18 protein-coding genes and 1 riboswitch are annotated in these 18,302 nt (G+C 69.7%); of the genes, 5 read left to right on the plus strand and 13 right to left on the minus strand.

The window, feature by feature from the left end; all coding sequences use genetic code 11:
- Positions 1 to 144 precede the first annotated feature (144 nt).
- Entirely contained in the window at positions 145 to 441 is a 297-nt protein-coding gene (locus ACYVKI_RS01595) for a hypothetical protein (RefSeq protein WP_460688593.1), read from the plus strand.
- A gap of 6 nt (positions 442 to 447) precedes the next feature.
- The gene (locus ACYVKI_RS01600; RefSeq protein WP_460688594.1) at positions 448 to 2,052 is read left to right on the plus strand and encodes an OmpA family protein; all 1,605 of its coding nucleotides are present in this window, start codon (positions 448 to 450) and stop codon (positions 2,050 to 2,052) included.
- A gap of 10 nt (positions 2,053 to 2,062) precedes the next feature.
- Here ACYVKI_RS01600 and ACYVKI_RS01605 read toward each other — a convergent pair whose 3' ends face one another.
- The 11 genes from ACYVKI_RS01605 to ACYVKI_RS01655 all read right to left on the minus strand — a co-directional run bounded on the left by ACYVKI_RS01605 (position 2,063) and on the right by ACYVKI_RS01655 (position 11,687).
- Positions 2,063 to 2,833, minus strand: coding sequence for an enoyl-CoA hydratase/isomerase family protein (locus ACYVKI_RS01605; RefSeq protein WP_460688595.1), 771 nt, complete (start codon positions 2,831 to 2,833; stop codon positions 2,063 to 2,065).
- Between the two features lie 30 nt (positions 2,834 to 2,863).
- The gene (paaE, locus tag ACYVKI_RS01610) at positions 2,864 to 4,021 is read right to left on the minus strand and encodes a 1,2-phenylacetyl-CoA epoxidase subunit PaaE (protein ID WP_460688596.1); all 1,158 of its coding nucleotides are present in this window, start codon (positions 4,019 to 4,021) and stop codon (positions 2,864 to 2,866) included.
- Positions 4,021 to 4,623 (minus strand): 1,2-phenylacetyl-CoA epoxidase subunit PaaD, encoded by a 603-nt coding sequence (gene paaD, locus ACYVKI_RS01615; RefSeq protein WP_460688597.1) that lies wholly within the window; start codon positions 4,621 to 4,623, stop codon positions 4,021 to 4,023. The genes paaE and paaD overlap by 1 nt, the downstream gene beginning before the upstream one ends.
- 41 nt (positions 4,624 to 4,664) lie before the next feature.
- Positions 4,665 to 5,492 carry a 1,2-phenylacetyl-CoA epoxidase subunit PaaC gene (paaC, locus tag ACYVKI_RS01620; protein ID WP_460688598.1) on the minus strand — a complete coding sequence of 276 codons (828 nt, stop codon included), beginning with the start codon at positions 5,490 to 5,492 and terminating at the stop codon, positions 4,665 to 4,667.
- On the minus strand, positions 5,489 to 5,809 hold the full coding sequence (gene paaB / locus ACYVKI_RS01625; RefSeq protein ID WP_460688599.1) for a 1,2-phenylacetyl-CoA epoxidase subunit PaaB: 321 nt from the start codon (positions 5,807 to 5,809) through the stop codon (positions 5,489 to 5,491). Before paaB ends, paaC begins: the two co-directional genes overlap by 4 nt.
- 76 nt (positions 5,810 to 5,885) lie before the next feature.
- On the minus strand, positions 5,886 to 6,917 hold the full coding sequence (gene paaA / locus ACYVKI_RS01630) for a 1,2-phenylacetyl-CoA epoxidase subunit PaaA (RefSeq protein ID WP_460688600.1): 1,032 nt from the start codon (positions 6,915 to 6,917) through the stop codon (positions 5,886 to 5,888).
- Between the two features lie 324 nt (positions 6,918 to 7,241).
- The gene (locus ACYVKI_RS01635; RefSeq protein ID WP_460688601.1) at positions 7,242 to 7,865 is read right to left on the minus strand and encodes a TetR/AcrR family transcriptional regulator; all 624 of its coding nucleotides are present in this window, start codon (positions 7,863 to 7,865) and stop codon (positions 7,242 to 7,244) included.
- 5 nt (positions 7,866 to 7,870) lie between these two features.
- Positions 7,871 to 9,217, minus strand: a complete 1,347-nt coding sequence (locus ACYVKI_RS01640) for an AMP-binding protein (protein WP_460688602.1) — start codon at positions 9,215 to 9,217, stop codon at positions 7,871 to 7,873.
- Between the two features lie 3 nt (positions 9,218 to 9,220).
- A complete protein-coding gene (gene paaI / locus ACYVKI_RS01645; protein WP_460688603.1) occupies positions 9,221 to 9,679 on the minus strand; it encodes a hydroxyphenylacetyl-CoA thioesterase PaaI in 459 nt (152 codons plus the stop codon).
- A gap of 125 nt (positions 9,680 to 9,804) precedes the next feature.
- On the minus strand, positions 9,805 to 10,821 hold the full coding sequence (locus ACYVKI_RS01650; RefSeq protein ID WP_460688604.1) for an NAD-dependent epimerase/dehydratase family protein: 1,017 nt from the start codon (positions 10,819 to 10,821) through the stop codon (positions 9,805 to 9,807).
- 116 nt (positions 10,822 to 10,937) lie between these two features.
- Positions 10,938 to 11,687, minus strand: coding sequence for a M50 family metallopeptidase (locus ACYVKI_RS01655; protein WP_460688605.1), 750 nt, complete (start codon positions 11,685 to 11,687; stop codon positions 10,938 to 10,940).
- Between the two features lie 197 nt (positions 11,688 to 11,884).
- On the opposite strand from ACYVKI_RS01655, the gene ACYVKI_RS01660 reads away from it, so the two are divergent.
- Positions 11,885 to 13,066: an acetyl-CoA C-acyltransferase gene (locus ACYVKI_RS01660; protein ID WP_460688606.1), complete on the plus strand. Its 1,182-nt coding sequence runs from the start codon at positions 11,885 to 11,887 to the stop codon at positions 13,064 to 13,066.
- A gap of 169 nt (positions 13,067 to 13,235) precedes the next feature.
- On the opposite strand, the gene ACYVKI_RS01665 is transcribed toward ACYVKI_RS01660, so the two are convergent.
- On the minus strand, positions 13,236 to 14,111 hold the full coding sequence (locus tag ACYVKI_RS01665) for an alpha/beta fold hydrolase (RefSeq protein WP_460689378.1): 876 nt from the start codon (positions 14,109 to 14,111) through the stop codon (positions 13,236 to 13,238).
- A gap of 209 nt (positions 14,112 to 14,320) precedes the next feature.
- Positions 14,321 to 14,437, plus strand: a riboswitch (SAM riboswitch).
- Between the two features lie 139 nt (positions 14,438 to 14,576).
- Here ACYVKI_RS01665 and ACYVKI_RS01670 point away from each other — a divergent pair.
- Positions 14,577 to 15,965, plus strand: coding sequence for an O-acetylhomoserine aminocarboxypropyltransferase/cysteine synthase family protein (locus ACYVKI_RS01670; RefSeq protein ID WP_460688607.1), 1,389 nt, complete (start codon positions 14,577 to 14,579; stop codon positions 15,963 to 15,965).
- Between the two features lie 103 nt (positions 15,966 to 16,068).
- Positions 16,069 to 17,184 (plus strand): homoserine O-acetyltransferase MetX, encoded by a 1,116-nt coding sequence (gene metX / locus ACYVKI_RS01675; RefSeq protein WP_460688608.1) that lies wholly within the window; start codon positions 16,069 to 16,071, stop codon positions 17,182 to 17,184.
- 63 nt (positions 17,185 to 17,247) lie between these two features.
- Here the strand turns inward: metX and ACYVKI_RS01680 are convergent, their stop codons facing one another.
- On the minus strand, positions 17,248 to 18,129 hold the full coding sequence (locus tag ACYVKI_RS01680; protein WP_460688609.1) for an SGNH/GDSL hydrolase family protein: 882 nt from the start codon (positions 18,127 to 18,129) through the stop codon (positions 17,248 to 17,250).
- Between the last annotated feature and the right edge of the window lie 173 nt (positions 18,130 to 18,302).

Genomic DNA, 18,302 nt, shown 5'->3' on the forward strand with positions numbered 1-18,302 from the left:
GCGTTGCGGAGGGGCCTGCACCCCTTGGCACCCCACTGAGCGTATGCAATAGTGAACGCCACGCGCTCCAGGGTGGCGGAAGGGGACGGCATGACCACGGTAGGCAGTCCACGGACCTGATCCGCCCCGACGACGGCATGGGTGATGCTCCTCGTCTCAGGCTGTGTGCCGCTCGGCGAACCGGCGGCCTCCCAGGAGATCCTCGACTCCACCAGCGACGATCCGCCCGTGGACGGGGGAGGAGACGAGGACGGCGCTGAGGACAGCGCCGGCGGTGAGCCCACGGACGAGCCCACGGACGAGCCCACTGTGGAGGCCGAGGGCGAGGTCGTGATCGACTCGGGTGTGGACGAGCTTTCCGACGGCATGGGTGTGACCGCCCGGACCACGCTCTGGGACTTCCTCAACGGCCAGGAGGTCGAGGCGCAGGTCACCGTCTAACCGCTGGTGAGGACCACGTTCGACGGCGAGGACTTCCTGGCCTCACGCATGGACTTCACCCTGCTCAGCGAGGACGGGGCGCTGGATCTGGACCACACGCCGAGATCCCACACCGAGATCCCACACCGAGATCCCACACCGAGATCCCACACCGAGATCCCACACCGAGATCCCACACCGAGATCCCACACCGAGAATTCGGTGGAGGTGCGGCTGGTGGACACGGGCGCCATGGATATCCAGCTCACCACGGTCAGTTCGGACGGCCAGTACGTCTGGGACTTCTTCGCGCTCGACCGTGACCTGGTCCTGCCGGACCAGGGTGCGACCTGGGTGTCCTACTTCGGAGACGCCGGCTTCGAGGAGGCGGCGCTGCTGCTGCCGTACTTCGGGCTGGTGGAGGGCGTGGAGGTCCTGGACCCCGATGACCTCGACGCGGAAGTCCTGGAGGCCTACCCGCTGCTCGAAGACCTGGAGGACCCGGCGGAGCGGATCGAGCCGCGGATCTTCCCGGCCGACATCTATCGGGAGCGCGACGGCGGCGACGTGACCATCCGCGACGACGACGGCCAGGCCACGCTGACCATGGCCTCCGACGTGCTCTTCGACGTCGACGAGCACGAGCTCGATGACGACGCCGACGCCATCCTGCAGACCGCCGCCGAGGAGCTGGAGCGTCTCGACGGCGGCGAGCTGTTCATCATCGGACACACCGATGACGTGCTCGACGAGGACTACAATCAGGCGCTCTCGGAGCGGCGTGCGGCCTCGGTGCATGACCGGTTCGACGACCTCACCGACCTCACCGACCTCTCCGGCTTCGACATCACCGTGGAGGGTCGGAACTTCCAGGAGCCGGTGGCGGACAACGAGACCGAGGAGGGGCGGGCGCAGAACCGACGCGTGGAGCTGCGCTTCGAGCTCCCGGACCTGGAGGACCTCAGCGACCTGGAGCAGATCGGCGAGCCGGCGGAGCCGCAGGGCCCGGTGGGTGCGGCCGACGACGTCCTGGAGGTCACCGCGGAGGACGGCCGATCCGCGGAGGTCGCCGTGGAGGAGGTCTATCAGGTGGACAACCTGCTGGTGGGCCCTCACTCGGTGGAGATCACCCAGAACGCGGACGGCCACGACAGCTCAGGCTCGCTGGCCTGGCCGTTCAGCTTCGGCCCCGGCGGCGAGCGGGACGATCTCGATGCGCTGGCCGACGGGGGACAGGCCGATACGGTGACCCTGCTGATCGGCGACAGCCGGGTCTTCCCGCTGGAGATGAGCGGGCAGGGGTTCGTCTCCGGGGTCGACGAGGACGGCGAGTTCATCATCGATGACCTCCCCTGGTACTCGCCCATGGCGGACCAGTACTTCGGGGGTGACTACGGTGCGGCCGACGGTGTCCGGGGAGTCGTCACCGTGGTCTGGCCTCTGGTCTCCATCGAGCAGGTGACCATCGACGTGCCGGTGGAGTCCGAGTGGGAGGACCGTGAGGGCTTCGACCCGTGGAGGTTCGAGGACGTCCCGGTCCAGGAGTACCGGCAGGACGACGACACTGACACTGACGACGACACTGACGACGACACTGACGACGACGGAGACGAGAGCGACGACGAGGACTGACCCCGGACCGTCACTCGCCGCGGAAGGTGGGCGTGCGCTTCTGCTGGAAGGCGGCGAAACCTTCGGCGTAGTCGGCGGAGTCGCAGAGTCGCCCCTGGGCCCGGTTCTCCTCCTCGAGGGACTCCCACAGCCCGATCCGCTCGTCGCGGACCCGGGCCACCAGCGCCTTGGACTCGCGGAACGCCAGTGTCGCGCCGGAGGCCGCCCGGCGTGCCTTCTCGCGGGTGAAGTCCACCAGCTCCTCGGGCGGCAGGGAGCGGGAGAACAGTCCGGAGGCCACCGCCTCCGCGCCGGAGAGCAGGTCTCCGGTGTAGATCAGGTCCAGGGTGCGGTGGGCTCCCAGCCGCTCGGTGAACAGGGCGTGGCCGCCGGAGTCCAGGGTGGCGCCCAGCGCGGCGAAGGGGGAGCCGATCTTCGCGTCCTGGGAGACATAGACGACGTCGGTGGCGATCGCCAGGCCCAGCCCCACACCCAGGCAGGGGCCCTGCACGGCGGCGAAGGTCGGGGCCGGGAACGCGGCCATCCGGCGCAGCACCGGGGTGACCTTCTCCTGCAGATAGCCCAGGGCGTCGTCGGTGGCGGGGTCCACTCCGGAGATGTCCCGCCCGGCACAGAATCCCTTGCCCTCGCCGCGCAGCAGCACCGCGCGGACTCCGGCCTCCTCGGCCTGCCGGTAGGCATCGTCCAGTGCGGACAGCGCCTCCTCGTCCAGGGAGTTCAGCTTCTTCGGGGCGTCCAGGACGATCTCGGCCAGGCCGTCGTCGAGGTGGGTGCGGATCACAGGGCGGCTCCTCGGGTGGATGGGACGGACTCAGGCGTCATAGGTGACCACGAGCTTGTCGGAGGTGGGCCGGGTCTGGCAGGTCAGCACATAGCCGGCTGCCACCTCATCGGATTCGAGAGCGAAGTTCTCCTCCATATCGAACTCCCCACAGACCACCTTGGCGCGGCAGGTGCCGCAAACGCCGCCGGCGCAGGCGAAGGGCACGTCGGAGCGGGAGCGCAGGGCGGCGTTGAGCACGGTCTCCCCGGAGCCCTTCGGGGAGCTGACCTGCCCGGTCAGCCCGTCGAGGGTGAACTCGATCTCCACGGTCTCGTCGGCGGCGCCGGCCTCCACGGTCCGGCCCTGGTGCCCCTCGGGGCGGTCCGGGCGGCCGGTGGTGAACAGCTCGAAGCGGACCTTCTCCTCGGGCACGCCGCGGGCGGCGAGCTGATCGCGGACCAGCTGCACCAGCTCGAAGGGGCCGCAGAGGAACCACTCATCGGTCTCCGGCACGCGGAGCACCTTGTCCAGCAGGTCGCCGAGCTTCTCGACGTCGATCCGGCCGGTCAGCAGCGGGTTGATGCGCTGCTCGCGGCTGAGCACGTGGTGGATCGCCAGCCGGGAGGGGTGGCGGTCCTTCAGGTCGCCCAGCTCCTCGGCGAACATCACGTCCCCGGCGGAGCGGTTGGCGTAGACCAGGTCGAAGGTCGAGCTGTCCGAGGCGGCGAGCACCGAGCGCGCGATGGCCATGATCGGGGTAATGCCGGAGCCGGCGGCGAAGGCGACCAGGTGCACATCCGGACGCTGCGCCACCGCCTCGGCGGCGAGCTCCTCCGGCCGGTTCATCGAGGTGATGGCGGTCTTGGAGACGAAGGTCCCGGAGGGGTTCATCACCTGCAGAGTGTCGCCGGGGGAGAGGTGCTCATTGGCCCAGGTGGAGAACGCCCCGCCGAGATCCCGCTTGATGGCGATCCGGATCTCGCCGGGCGTGGGCTCCTGGCACAGCGAGTAGGACCGTCGGACCTGCTGACCGTCGATCTCCGCGCGCAGCGCCACGTACTGGCCGGGGGCGTAGTCGAAGTCGTCCTGCAGCTCCTCCGGCACGGCGAAGGTGACCTCTACCGAGTCCGGGGTGAGCCGCCGCACCTCGGAGACGGTCAGCGTGGAGAACTTTGCGCGACGGCGCTTGGTCGTCTTGATCTGCATCAATGCACCTTGAAGTGGTCGAAGGGCTCCAGGCACTCGCGGCACTGGTAGAGAGCCTTGCAGGCGGTGGAGCTGAAACGGGTCATCTCTCGGGTGTTCGGGGAGTCACACTGGGGGCACTTCACGCTCAGCCCGACCGAGACCGGCCCGACGGCGGCACGGCCGGTGGGCGGGGCGATCCCGTAGGCGCGCAGCTTGGCCTTCCCAGCCTCAGTCATCCAGTCGGTGGTCCAGGCCGGCTGCAGCACGGTGTCCACGCGCACCTGCTCATGCCCGGCGGTGCGCAGCGCCTCGCGGACATCGCTGGTGATGGTGTCCATCGCCGGGCAGCCGGAGTAGGTGGGAGTGATCACGACGACGGCGGTGCCGTCCTCCTCCAGGCGGGCGTCGCGCAGGATGCCCAGGTCTTCGATGGACAGTACCGGGATCTCCGGGTCGTTGACCGTGGCGGCGATCTCCCACACGGTGCGTTCCCTGCCGTCGTCGAGGGACGGCGCCGGGTTCTCACTGGTCGGCTCGAGCGACGGGTGGCCGGCCATCATGGTCTCGGCCACGATGCGGGAGGCCTGGCGAGGGTCAGATGTCTTATAGCGTGTGCTCATGTCGTCCTCCGTCCTGCCGGGGCGGGTCCGGACTGCGATGCTCACCAGGCCGCTCCGGGATGCTGGCGGGCGAGGACCTGCATCTCGGCGAGGATGTAGCCCCGCTGCTCGGAGAACCGTCCGGTCCGATCGGAGCCGTAGGCCCCGGACATCTCCGGTGCGGTGAGACCGGCGGCCTCGATCATCTCTTGCAGCTGACGCAGGGTGTCCTCCCGCAGACTGGAGGGCAGGACCGCGACGTCGCCGAGTGCGGGGATCGGGTCGACGTCGAGGAACAGCTCCTCCACATAGGACCACAGCGAGTCCAGCCCGTCCTGGATACGGCGATGGGACTCCTCGGTGCCCAGCCCGAGCCTCAGGGTCCACTGGGCGGCATGGTCCTGGTGATACTGGACCTCCTTGAGCGCCTTGTCCGCGATGGCGGCCAGGGTCGGGTCGGCGGAGTGGACCAGTCGGCTGTAGAGCTGGTGCTGGTAGATGCTGAAGATCAGTTGGCGGGCGATCGTGCGACCGAAGTCGCCGTTCTCCTGCTCCACGAGCCGGCAGGAGCGGAACTCCTCCTCATCGCGGAAATAGGCGAGATCGTCCTCGGTCTTCCCCCAGGCGGTGCCCGCATAGGTGAGCAGGAAGCGGGCATGGCCCAGCAGGTCCAGGGCGATGTTGGCCAGCGCGACATCCTCCTCGAGCTCAGGGGCGCGGGAGATCCAGGAACTGAGTCGTTGCGAGAGCATCAGGGCGTCGTCGCCGAGGACCAGCGCGTAGCGTGCGGTGGACTCGTCGGCGACGGCCTCAGAGGCGGCGATCTCCTCCGGGGTGATCGCCTCGCCCTGGGACTGGCGGGTCGCGGAGTCGTGGGATGCGAAGCTCACAGGTGCTTCACCCCTTCCGACTGTGTGTAGTAGGTGGCGTGACGGTAGCTCTTGCCCTGCGGGGACTCGAAGAATCCGCCCTTGGAGTCGGGGTCGGAGGCCATGATCGCCTCGGCCGGCACCACCCACACCGAGGTGCCCTCATTGCGCCGGGTGTAGAGGTCCCGGGCGTTGCGCAGCGCCATGGTGGCGTCCGGGGCGTGCAGGGACCCGGCGTGGACATGGGAGAGGCCGCGGGAGGAGCGGATGAACACCTCCCACAGGGGCCAGGAGCCGGAGTCTGTGGGGTCGATGGCTGTGGGATCGCTGGAGGTCATGGGCCTCGCCTTTCCTGGGGTGGGCTCGTGTCTGCGGCGCCGAGAGCCGGCTGCGGCACGAGCGTGATCGAAGGGCTCAGGCGCCGATCAGGGCGGCCTGGTCCTGCTGCTGACGGCGGGCGTAGGCGGCGGCCGCCTCGCGGACCCAGGCGCCCTCGTCACGGGCCCGCCGGTAGTGCTCGAGCCTCTGGCGGCTCAGTGGTCCGTTGCCCTTGAGCACCGAGAAGAACTCGTCCCAGTCCAGTTCGCCGAAGTCATAGTGGCCTCGTTCCTCGTTCCACTGCAGGTCGGGATCCGGCAGCGTGAGTCCCAGGGCTTCGGCCTGGGGGACGATCATGTCCACGAAGCGCTGGCGCAGCTCGTCGTTGGAGAAGCGCTTGATGTTCCAGGCCATGGACTGCCCCGAGTTGGGAGAGTCGCTGTCCGGCGGGCCGAACATCTGCAGGGCAGGCCCGTAGAACCGGTCTACGGCGTCCTGGGCCATCTGGTGCTGCTCGTCGGTCCCGTGGGACAGCGTGTAGAGGATCTCCCAGCCCTGGCGCTGGTGGAAGGACTCCTCCTTGCACACGCGGACCATGGCGCGGCCGTAGGGTCCGTAGGAGGCTCGGCACAGTGGGACCTGGTTGGTGATCGCCGCGCCGTCGACGAGCCAGCCGATCGCGCCGACGTCGGCCCAGGTGCGGGCGGGGTAGTTGAAGATCGAGGAGTACTTGGCTGTGCCGGTGTAGAGCTGGGTGAACATCTCGTCGCGCGAGGTGCCCAGCGTCTCGGCGGCTGAATAGAGGTAGAGGCCGTGGCCTGCCTCGTCCTGGACCTTGGCCATCAGGATCGCCTTGCGCTTCAGGCTGGGGGCGCGGGAGATCCAGTTGCCCTCCGGCTGCATGCCGATGATCTCGGAGTGGGCGTGCTGGGAGACCTGGCGGACCAGGGTCTTCCGGTAGGACTCGGGCATCCAGTCAGTGGGTTCGACGCGGGAGTCGGCGGCGATGAGCTCCTCGAACCGCGCCTGTCCGGCCGCAGCGATGTCCGCGGCGGCTGCCGCGTCCGCGTCGTTCGCCAGGCGGAGGGGTGCTCCGTCGGCATGCTGGGGGGTGTGGTGCGCCGTCATGGGGTCCTCGATTCCGTCGCCTTATTTACCGACCGTTCGTTCAGTATAGCAGGGTGCATGTGATGGTCAACACACACGCGCGCGGGTCATGAGCATCGCCAGGGGAGGCAGGGAAGACAGGGGAGGCAGGGAAGACAGGGGAGGCAGGGAAGACAGGGGAGGCAGGGAAGACAGGGGAGGCAGGCGAGGCCGGGGAGCTGAGGAGAAACGGAGGCCGGGGAAGCAGGCAGGGCAGGCGGGGTAGGCGAGGCCGGGGAGCTGAGGTCGGTGCGGAGGCGCGCCGGCACGGGCGGTTCGGGAGCAGAGGCGCGCGGATCTGCCGCGTCAGCGGTGCTGAGCGCGCAGGCCGTCCAGCAGCAGGTGCCTCACCGTATCGGCCAGGGCCTCATCGGGCTGCCCGTCCTGCGCGCGATACCAGTCCACGAGGGAGTTCACCATGCCCATCGTCAGGCGGGAGGCGGTGCGGGCGTCCACGTCGGCGCGCAGATCCCCCTCCTGCTGAGCCTGGCGGATCAGCTCCGCGATGCGCAGAGTGATCTCGCGCCGGCGCTGCAGCGCCTTGACCTCCAGCTCCGAGTTTCCGCGCAGCCGCAGCAGCAGGGTCACATACGGCAGGGAACCGGTCAGCACCTTCACCGATTCTCGGATGATCGTCTCCAGTTCCTCGATGGCCGGAGCATCTGCCGCGGCGGCATCGCTGACCACCCGTTCCAGCTCCGCCAGCGACCGGCTCAGCGCGATGTCCAGGATCTCCTCCTTGGAGGAGACGTGGTGGTAGATCGCGGACTTGGAGATGCCCAGCTCTCGGGAGAGGGTGCCCATCGAGGTGGCGTCATAGCCGTGGCGGTTGAACACCTCCACGCAGACGGTGATGAGCCCTTCCCTGTCATAGCCGGGCCGCCCGCGGCGTGTGCTGCCGGTGGGGGGCGAGGTCGGAGTCGTGGCCATGGCCATCAGACTATCCGGCCGGCGGGCCGCGGCCGCTCGTCGTAGACGCGCCGCAGTTTGCCGGACGAGCGGGCCAGCGTGCCCGGCTCCTCCACGGAGACCTGGCAGCTGGATCCGATGCGGACCTTGATCCGGCGGGCGAGCTCCGCCCCGGCGGACTCGGCGGCGGCGCCGTCGGCCTCTGGGCGGCGCTCGATGTGGACGGTCATCTCGTCCATGGTGCCCGGGCGGGAGAGGCGCAGCTGGAAATGCGGGGAGAGCTCCTCGATCTCCAAGGCGAGCTCTTCGATCTGGGAGGGGAACAGGTTCACCCCGCGCAGGATGATCATGTCATCGCTGCGTCCGGTGATCCGACCCATGCGTCGGTGTCCCGGGCGATCGGTGCCCGGCATCAGCTGGGTCAGATCGTGGGTGCGGTACCGGATCATCGGCAACGCCTCTTTGGTGAGTGTCGTGAAGACCAGCTCGCCGTGACTTCCGGTCTCCAGCGGCTCCTCCGAGATCGGATCGATGATCTCCGGGCGGAAGTGGTCCTCCCAGATGGTCGAGCCGTCCTGCAGTTCCCAGGACTCGCCGGCCACTCCGGGACCCATCACCTCGGAGAGCCCGTAGATGTCGCAGGCCCTGATCGCGAAGGTCTCTTCGATCTCGTGGCGCATCTGTTCGGTCCAGGGCTCGGCTCCGAGCACGCCGATCTCCAAGGAGGTCCGCCGGGGGTCGACGCCGGCCTCGCGGAACGCGTCGGCGAGGGCGAGCAGGTAGGTGGGGGTGCAGAGGATGACCCGGGGGCGGAAGTCCTGGATGAGCTGGACCTGCTTCTCCGTCTGGCCGCCGGACATCGGGATCACGGTGCCGCCGAGCTTCTCGATCCCATAATGGGCGCCCAGGCCGCCGGTGAACAGGCCGTAGCCGTAGGCGTTGTGCACCAGGTCGCCGGGGCGCACCCCGGAGTGGCGCAGGCAGCGGGCCAGCAGGGTGGCCCAGGTGTCGATGTCCCGTGCGGTGTAGCCGACCACTGTGGGACGCCCGGTGGTGCCGGAGGAGGCGTGCACCCGTCGGACCTGCTCCATCGGCACGGCGAAGGCCTTGAACGGGTAGGCCGCGCGCAGGAACTCCTTGTCGGTGAAGGGGAAGCGGGCGAGGTCCTCGAGTGCCTTCAGGTCCGCAGGCTCCACCCCGTGGGAGTCGTAGAGCTCGCGGTAGGCGGGGATGTTCTCGTAGGCGTGCCGCACGGTCTGCTGCAGCCGACTCAGCTGGAGGGACTCGATCTCGGCACGGCTCATCAGCTCTTCGGGGTCGGGCAGGTCGACGTCACCGGAGGGCCTGGTGGACTCGTCGGAGAGGGTGCTCATGGCTCACTGCTTTCCGGGGGAGGGGATGGTGCGGGAGCGCCCGCGGAAGACGGCGACGGTCTCGTCGGCACGGGTCACGGTGACGTCATAGACTCCGCTGCGTCCGGAGCGGGAGACCTCCACGGCCTCGGCGATGAGCTCATCACCGAGCCAGGCGGTCTTCAGGAAGTTGATGTCGGCCCCGGAGGCGACGGTCACGGTGGCGTCGTCGCCGTCGGGGTGGTTGCACGCCATCGCGAAGCAGGTGTCGGCCAGGGCGAAGATCATCCCCCCGTGGACGATGTCGAAGCCGTTGGTCATCTCGCGGCGCACGGTCATGCGCAGGCGGGCGTGCCCAGGGTCGGCCTGGAGCACCTCGGCGCCGAGCCAGCGGGTGCAGCGGTCGGTCTCCAGCATGCGGTGGTGGGGGCCGCCTGCGGGCATGATCACGCCGTCATCGGCAAGCTGGGTGGGCTCGGTCATCGGCACTCCTCGACTATTTCCAGACCGATTGGTCGGTAAGTCAACTCAAGCACCGCTCGGATGTGATGTCAAGCACATGTGGTGATGGCGTCGCCTCAGCCCAGGTCGCCTCAGCCCGTGTCGGGTCAGGCCGGAGAGTCTCCGCCTGTGCCGGCGGCCTCCGTCACCAGGTCCGCATAGCCGGAGCGGAAGTCCGGGTGCTCGAGGCCTCCCAGGAACCGGTGCAGCTGTGTGCCGTCCACGGCCTTTCCATGGGCCGGAGTGTGCCGCCACAGCAGATCCTCCCGGCCGGCGGCCAGTAGGTCGTCCAGAGAGTCTCCAGCAGGCACCAGCTGAGGCCACGGGCGGGGAAGCCCCAGCTGATCGGCCAGCCAATCATGGACGGCACCCACCGGCACGGGAAGCTCGTCGACGCCGAGGAGCACCGAGGGACACTGGGGCGCGGTCGCCATGGCCGCCGCTGCGGCCGCCGCATCCTCGACATGGATCCGGTTGGAGATCCGCCACGGGTCCCCATCGGAGGCGGCCCCGCGTGCGGGGCGATCGCCCTCCCGGGTGCCGGCCCCCAGCTGGCCGCCGAGCACCTGGTCCAGGAGGCGACGTCGTCCTGGCCCGTAGATGCCCGAGAGGCGCAGCACCGCCGCCTCCACCGACTCGTCCGACCGCAGGAGCTGTTCGGTCTCGGCGAGGACTTCGCCGGTGGCCGTCAGCGGGTGCAGGGCGGTCGACTCGTCCACCAGGCCGGTCTCGCCGCCGTGGACGGCCGTGGAGGAGATCAGCAGCATGCGCACAGGTCGTCCGGTCCTGCTGCCCAGCCGGTCGGCCCGTTCCAGCAGCGCCCGCAGCCCGTCACGGTAGACGGCTCGATAGCGCGCCGCCGAGCGTTCCCCGGCGGAGGGGCAGAACACCACCGCAGCGGTGTCCTCCGGAAGCTCAGGGAGTTCGGCCGCTTCGGTGAGGTCTGCCCGGACTCCGGTGACGTCCTCCGGCAACGTGCTGGGGTCGCGCTTCCATCCGTCGACGGCGCGGCCTGTGGTTCGTAGCCGGCTGCCGATCCGCGTGCCGAGATCACCGGCGCCGACGATCACCACGCGCTCAGAGATCGGGCCGGAGCTCGGGGAGGATGCTGTCCGCTCAGTCATGGGTCGAGGCTACCTGCCGGTCGGGCCGTCGCCCCAGGGGACACCGCCCCATGGGTGCCGGGGAGGGAGGCGGGTGAGGGGCGCCGGGTGAGGGGCGCCGGAGCAGAGCCCGGGCCTCACTCCCCGGGCCAGGGCGCGCCATCGAGCAGCTGCCAGCCGCCCAGCACCAGGGCGCCCACGCAGACCAGCCAGAACAGCCCCACCCACAGCGCGGCGGGAGTCCTGCTGAGCCGCGCGAGCTGGTCGGCGTCGCTGGTCCGGCTGCGGAGTCGGCGTCGCTGCCGCTGCATCTCCCGCACCGCCCGCGGGGCGGACAGCAGCAGGGCCCACACCACAAGCTGGGCAGCCGCGGAGAGCACCGGGCCGGAGGCCCACCAGGACAGTGCCGTCACGGCGGCGCCCAGCGTCAGCACCACGGCGAGCCCGTAGAGGTTGCGCACCAGCAGCAGCATCAGAGCACTGGTCAGCACCAGGGCCCACAGCACGCCTGCGGCATGCCCGGCCCCCAACAGCAGAGCGCCGGTCAGGCCAGCGAGAGCAGGGGCCGGGTAGCCCGCCAGCAGAGTGGCGATCATCCCCGGGCCGTCGGGTCGGCCGCGCGAGACCGTCAGCCCCGAGGTGTCGGCGTGCAGCCGCACACCCTGCAGGCGTCGCCCCACCAGGGCGGCGACGACGGCGTGTCCTGCCTCGTGAACCAGAGTCACCAGATGTCTGACGAGCCGGTACCCGGGCGGGCTCCAGATGACCAGCAGCATCGCGACGGCCAGTCCCAGGCTGAGCTCCCATCCCAGCGGCTCCTGTCGGCTGACCATCTGGTCCCAAATCTGGACGGGCCAGCTCATCGCGGGCGGAGGAGGCAGCATCATGAGGGACAGTGTGCCGCCTCGCCCTGAACTCCCGCTGAAGGCGCGGCCGGGGGTGTCCCCGTGGTCCGCCGTGACCGGAGACACCGCGATACGCTGGTCGCAGGTTCTGTGGGACGACGGCGTCCTCGGCAGTGCCGCCGTGACGGTGTCCTGTCCCTCGAGCTCACCCTTGGTCATCCATGCCGCAGAGGAGAGTCATGTCGTCAACTGTCATCGTCGCTGGTGCCCGCACGCCCATGGGGCGGCTGCTGGGCGGCCTGTCGTCCTTCTCGGCCGCCGAGTTGGGCGCTGTGGCCCTGAGGGGCGCGCTCGAGCGGTCCGGAGTCTCTGCCGAGGCGGTCGACTACGTGGTGATGGGGCAGGTCATTCAGGCCGGTGCGGGGCAGAACCCCGCCCGCACCGCGGCGCTCGGGGCAGGGGTCCCGGCCTCGGTGCCCTCGATCACGGTCAACAAGGTCTGCCTCTCGGGGCTCAATGCCGTGGCCACTGCGGATCAGCTCATCCGTGCCGGAGAGTGTGAGATCGTCCTCGCCGGAGGCATGGAGTCGATGTCCAATGCGCCGCACCTGCTGCCCGGTTCGCGCACCGGCACCAAGTACGGAGACACCACGCTGGTGGACTCCATGGCCTATGACGCCCTCTATGACCAGGCCACCTCGCAGGCCATGGGCGCGCTGACGGAGTCCTGCAACACCGGGGAGTCCGAGGTCTCCCGGGCCGAGCAGGACCGGGTGGCCGCCGCCTCGCATCAGCGCGCCGCCGCGGCGCAGGAGAAGGGGCTCTTCGCCGAGGAGATCGTTCCGGTGGAGGTGCCGCAGCGCCGGGGTGAGTCCGTCGTCGTCGACACCGACGAAGGCATCCGTGCTGAGACCACGGCTGAGTCGCTGGGGTCGCTGCGACCGGCCTTCGCGAAGGACGGCACCATCACCGCCGGCACGGCGTCCCAGATCTCCGACGGCGCCGCCGCCCTGGTGGTGATGTCCCGGGCGAAGGCCGAGGAGCTGGGACTGGAATGGATCGCGGAGATCGGTGCCCATGGCATGGTCGCCGGCCCGGACTCCTCGCTGCAGCTGCAGCCGGCCAATGCCATCGCCGCCGCGTGTGCGAAGGAGGGCATCGACGCCGCCGAGCTGGATCTGGTGGAGATCAATGAGGCCTTCGCCGCCGTCGGGGTGGCCTCCGCCCGGAAGCTCGGTGTGGACGAGGGCAGGCTCAACGTCAACGGCGGAGCCATCGCTCTGGGGCACCCGGTCGGGATGTCCGGGGCGCGGCTGCTGCTGCATCTGGCACTGGAGCTCGGCCGCCGCGGTGGGGGAGTGGGGGCCGCTGGTCTCTGCGGCGGTGGCGGCCAGGGGGATGCGCTGATCCTGAGGGCCTGAGGGCCTGAGGGGCCGGGCCCGGGCTGGTCCTCCGGACCTGTCCGGGCCGAGTGCTCGACCCCGCCGAGATTCCGGCACCCCATGCAGATCAGCGGGGTTCCGGAATCTTCACGGGGTCTTCTGCCGTGTCCTGCCGTGTCCTGCCGTGTCCTGCCGTGTCCTTCTGGGCTCAGCGGCGCTGGGCCATCCAGCGGAGGACCTCCTGGGTGATCTCCTCCCGCGTGGTCTCATTGAAGATCTCGTGACGCGCCCCGAGGTGCACGGACAAGGTGACGTCGGTCAGGCCCGCCTCCCGGTAGCGCTGCGCCAGGAGCTCGAGCAGCCGTCCGCCGTCCGCCAGAGGATCGTCCTGCCCCGAGATGATCAGCACCGGCAGTCGTTTCTCGATGCGGGCGAGGCGCTCCGGGTCGGCGAGCGTCGGCCCTCCCGCGAGGATCGCCGGTACCGTGTCCTCCGGCAGGTCGAAGCCGCACAGCGGGTCGGCCACATAGGCGTCCACCTCGGCGTCGTCACGGGAGAGCCACTCGTAGCCGGTGCGATGGTGGAATCCGGAGTTGAACGCCGCCAGCCCCGCCGGCTGGTCATCGTCCGCGGCGGCGCCGCTCATCATCTCTGCGAGGCCATCCACGGCGGTGGACCCGGAGAGCACGACCCCGGCGTACTGGGCAGAACGGCTCAGCAGAACCTCCTGCGCGGCCATGGATCCCATCGAGTGGGCGATCAGGAACAGCGGCAGCTCCGGATGCTCCTGACGGATCGAGGCGCCGAATGCTCCCAGGTCCTCGACCAGTCCGGCAAAGCCCGCCGGCCCGAAATCTCCGAAGCCGTCAGGGTCGGCCGAATGGCCATGTCCGCGGTGGTCGTGGGCGTGGACCAGGTACCCGGCCGCTGTGAGAGCCTGGGCCAGCCGGTCGTAGCGGCCTGCATGCTCGGCGACTCCGTGGGTGATCTGGACGACGCCGATCGGCGGCTCGGTGGGATCCCACAGGTAGGTGGCCAGTGGTGTGCCGTCGGACGGGGAGGCGAAGGTTGAGGTCGGCTGTATGGTGCTCCTGGTGTTCGTAGGGGCCGGTCGGGAGAGTGGCCAGCCTCACGATACGAGAAGTGACTATGAGGTAACAAGATGGTCGGCGCGTGGTGGACTCTCGATCGGCCGGCTGCGACGGCGGACGGCGTTGCCACAGGACGACACAGGACGACACAGGACGACACAGATTTGCCCGGAGCGCAGTCTGCAGGGCAGACTGTGGGGCAGGTCAAGAGTGCCAGCGTCAAACCCCGGTTTGCTGGCCGGCAACCCTCCAGTTCGCGGTGGGGTGCCCCGGGTGACGACCAGGCCCTGCCGCCCATGCGGCGGGGCAAGCGCGGGCCATCACACATCACAGTGCGGCCCAACCATCATGTCCTTCAGGACAGGGCCGCCCCACGGTGCAGCCTCTCGGGTCTCTGTGCCCGGAGTGTCTCCGAAGCCGGTCCTGTCACTATGACCGCATTGAACGGAGACACGTCCATGACGACCACTGAGAGCACCCAGGCTCCTCGTTTCGAGACCCAGCAGATCCACGCCGGGGCCTTCCCGGACCCGGTGACCGGTGCCCGAGCGCTGCCGATCCAGCAGACCACCTCCTTCGTCTTCCCGAGCACCGAAGCCGCGGCCAAGCGGTTCGGACTCGAGGAGCTCGGTCCCATCTACTCGCGTCTGACCAACCCCACCGTCGAGGCGGTGGAGAACAAGATCGCCGCACTGGAGGGCGGCGCCGGCGCCCTGCTGGTCTCCTCCGGCCAGGCCGCAGCGTCCCTGGCGCTGCTCAACATCGTCGAGACCGGCGGGCACATCGTCGCCTCCCCCTCCCTCTACGGCGGCACGCAGAACCTCTTCAAGCACACCCTGCCGAAGCTCGGAGTCGAGGTCACCTTCGTGGAGGACCCCGACGACACCGAGTCCTGGCGAGCCGCCATCCGTGAGAACACCGGGGCCTTCTTCGGCGAAGTCGTGGCCAACCCGCGCGGCGACGTCCTCGACCTCGAGGCCGTGGCGGAGGTCGCCCATGAGCATGGAGCGCCGCTGGTGGTGGACAACACGCTGACCAGCCCCTACCTGATCCGTCCGATCGAGCACGGCGCCGACGTCGTCATCCACTCGGCGACCAAGTTCCTCGGCGGACACGGTACGGCGATCGCGGGCGTCATCGTCGACTCGGGCAACTTCGACTACACCCAGAACCCCGAGCGCTTCCCGGGCTTCAACACCCCGGACGAGAGCTACCACGGCATCGTCTACGGGCGGGACCTCGGCGCCGACGGGATCTTCGGGGTCAACCTCTCCTACATCCTCAAGGCGCGAGTGCAGCTGCTCCGGGACCTCGGACCGGCCCTCTCCCCGCACAACGCCTTCGAGATCAACCTGGGCCTGGAGACCCTCAGCCTGCGCGTGGAGCGCCACGTGCAGAACGCCCAGCGGGTCGCCGAGTTCCTGGAGGCCCACCCGGCGGTCACGCGGGTCAGCTACCCGGGGCTGGTCTCCAGCCCCTGGTACGAGCGGGCGCAGCGCTACCTGCCCAAGGGGGTCGGTTCTGTGCTGGCCTTCGAGGTCGACGGCGGAGCCCCGGCAGGCCAGGCCGTGGTGGATGCGCTCGAGCTCCACTCTCTGGTGGCCAACGTCGGGGACGTCCGCTCCCTGGCGATCCACCCGGCCTCGACCACTCACCGCCAGCTGACCGAGGACGAGCAGCGGGCCGCCGGCGTCGTGCCCGGCCTGGTCCGACTCTCGGTGGGCCTGGAACACGTCGAGGACATCCTCGCCGATCTCGAGCAAGCCCTGCAGAAGGCCGTTCCGGCCGGTGCCCAGGGTCCGCAGAGTGAGAATCAGCCGGTCGCAGAGCCGGCGCCGGTGGGCTGAGGCTAGCCTGAGAGCCGACCGGAGCCGCCCGCTCTTGTGACCCGCTCCTCCGACTGACCGTCCCCGCCCAGCCAACCCGGACTGACTCAGGAGTTCCCGCCTCATGACCGCCCAGGTGCTGACCTCGACCCCCCGTCCCGCTGGCGCGCTCGCCGTCGTCGACGTCGGTGAGCACGTCTTCGAGACGGGAGGCAGGCTGCCTCAGGTGCAGCTGGCCTACGAGACCTGGGGCACGCTCAATGAGGCCCGGGACAACGCGATCCTGGTCGCCCACGCCCTCACCGGTGACACGCATGTCGCCTCCACCGACGTCGACCCGGCGCCGGGCTGGTGGGAGGGTCTGCTGGGGCCGGGGCGACCCATCGACACCACCCGGTGGTTCGTGGTCGCCCCGGCGATGGTCGGCGGATGCTACGGGTCCACGGGTCCGGCCTCACCGGATCCGGACGGCCGCCCCTGGGGCTCGCGCTTCCCCTTCACCACGATCCGCGACTCCGTGGAGCTGGAGGCTCGGTTGGCGGACCACCTGGGGATCGAGCAGTTCCATACGGTCATCGGCGGGTCCATGGGAGGGGCCCGGGTCCTCGAGTGGGCGGTGACCTTTCCGGATCGGGTGCGCGGTGCGGCGGTCTTCGCCTGCGGAGCGGCTTCCACCGCTGAGCAGATCGCCTTCGGCCAGGCCCAGATCAAAGCTATCGAGAACGACCCGCACTTCGCCGGCGGCGACTACTACGGCGGGCCGGACCCGGAGGACGGGCTGGGCCTGGCGCGCCGCATCGCCCACATCACGTACCGCACCGAGCATGAGTTCGGCGCCCGATTCCACCGGGAATCGCAGGACGAGGAGGATCCTTTCGCCTGGAGCGCACGGCGACGCGGTCGCTACCAGGTGGAGTCCTACCTGGACCACCAGGCGAAGAAACTGGTGAGCAGGTTCGACCCGAATGCCTACATCGTGTTGACCGAGGCGCTGATGAGTCACGACGTCGGCCGCGGCCGCGGCGGCGTCGCCCAGGCGCTGTCCCGGGTCACCGCCACCCCGTTCATCGCCGCCGTGGCCTCGGACCGGCTCTATCTGCCGGAGCAGTCCCGTGAGCTGGCGCAGCTGCTGCCCGGCGAGAACCGGGTGCACATGATCGCCTCACCGATCGGCCACGACGGCTTCCTCACCAGCCCCGAGCAGCTCGCCGACCAGATGCGCCAGACGCTCGGACTGTGACGTCCTGCACCGGGACGCCCTGCGCCGGCTTCGGGGCGGCACAGAGGTGGCCCCGGGACCGTGTCAGTCCTCGGCGGCTGAGGTCCCCGGCGGCATCACCCCGCCGAAGAGCGGTTCGAAGGTGGGGCGCTTGGCGGTCACCCCGTCCCCGGAGGAGCGGCCGCGCAGCCGCCGCACGACCCAGGGGAACAGGTGCTGACGAGCCCAGACGACGTCGTCGACCCGCGCTTCCCGCCAGCTGCGCTCCGGCACTGGTCGTGGTGTCGACGGCTCCAACTCGTGCCTCACATTGAGCGTGTCCAGCACCATGGTGGCGATCGTGTGGTGTCCCAGCGGGGAGAAGTGCAGTCGGTCCTCGTCCCACATCTGGGGGTGGGCCAGTTCCCGGAGCGACCACATGTCCGCCACCAGGGCGTCGTGCCGGGCGGCGACAGTGCGGATGTTCTCGTTGTAGATGGCCACCTTGCCGCGGATCGAGCCGACGACCGGGGTCTCCCGCACGTCGGGGCCGTTGAACAGCACCACTGTAGCGCCGGTGGTGGAGAGGATCTGGACCATGGTGTCCAACGTGCGGGCGGTCTCGTCAGGGTCGCCGCCGGGCCGGATGACGTCATTGCCGCCGGCGCAGAGCGTGATGAGATCAGGCTTCAGTTCCAGCGCCGGGGCGATCTGGTCGTCACGGATCTGCCCGATCAGCTTTCCGCGCACCGCCAGGTTGGCGTAGGCGAAATGCCGGCCACCGGGTGCCGGGCCTGCCCCGCCGGCCAGCTCCTCAGCCACCCGGTCGGCCCAGCCGCGGTGGTACCCGGGCCGGGACTCGTCCGGGTCCCCGATGCCCTCGGTGAAGGAGTCACCCAGCGCGACATAGCGGGTCCAGGGATGGTGGGGCCTGGTCGTCGTCCTGTCGGTCTGCGGGGTCTCGGGCTGCTCGTCTGAAAGGTCCACGGACCCATTCTCTCCGAACTCGCCGGTCACTTCCATCACCGGTGGGGAGGGCCTGCCGACGCCGATGCGGCCAGGTCCTGTGCGATGGTCCGGGGGAGAGGCGTCCCGAGATGAGAAGATGGTGCGGCCGTCCAGGGCGCTCTGCGCCCGCCGCCCCGTCGGAACCTGAGGAG

It is taken from the genome of Nesterenkonia suensis (genome assembly GCF_054782935.1).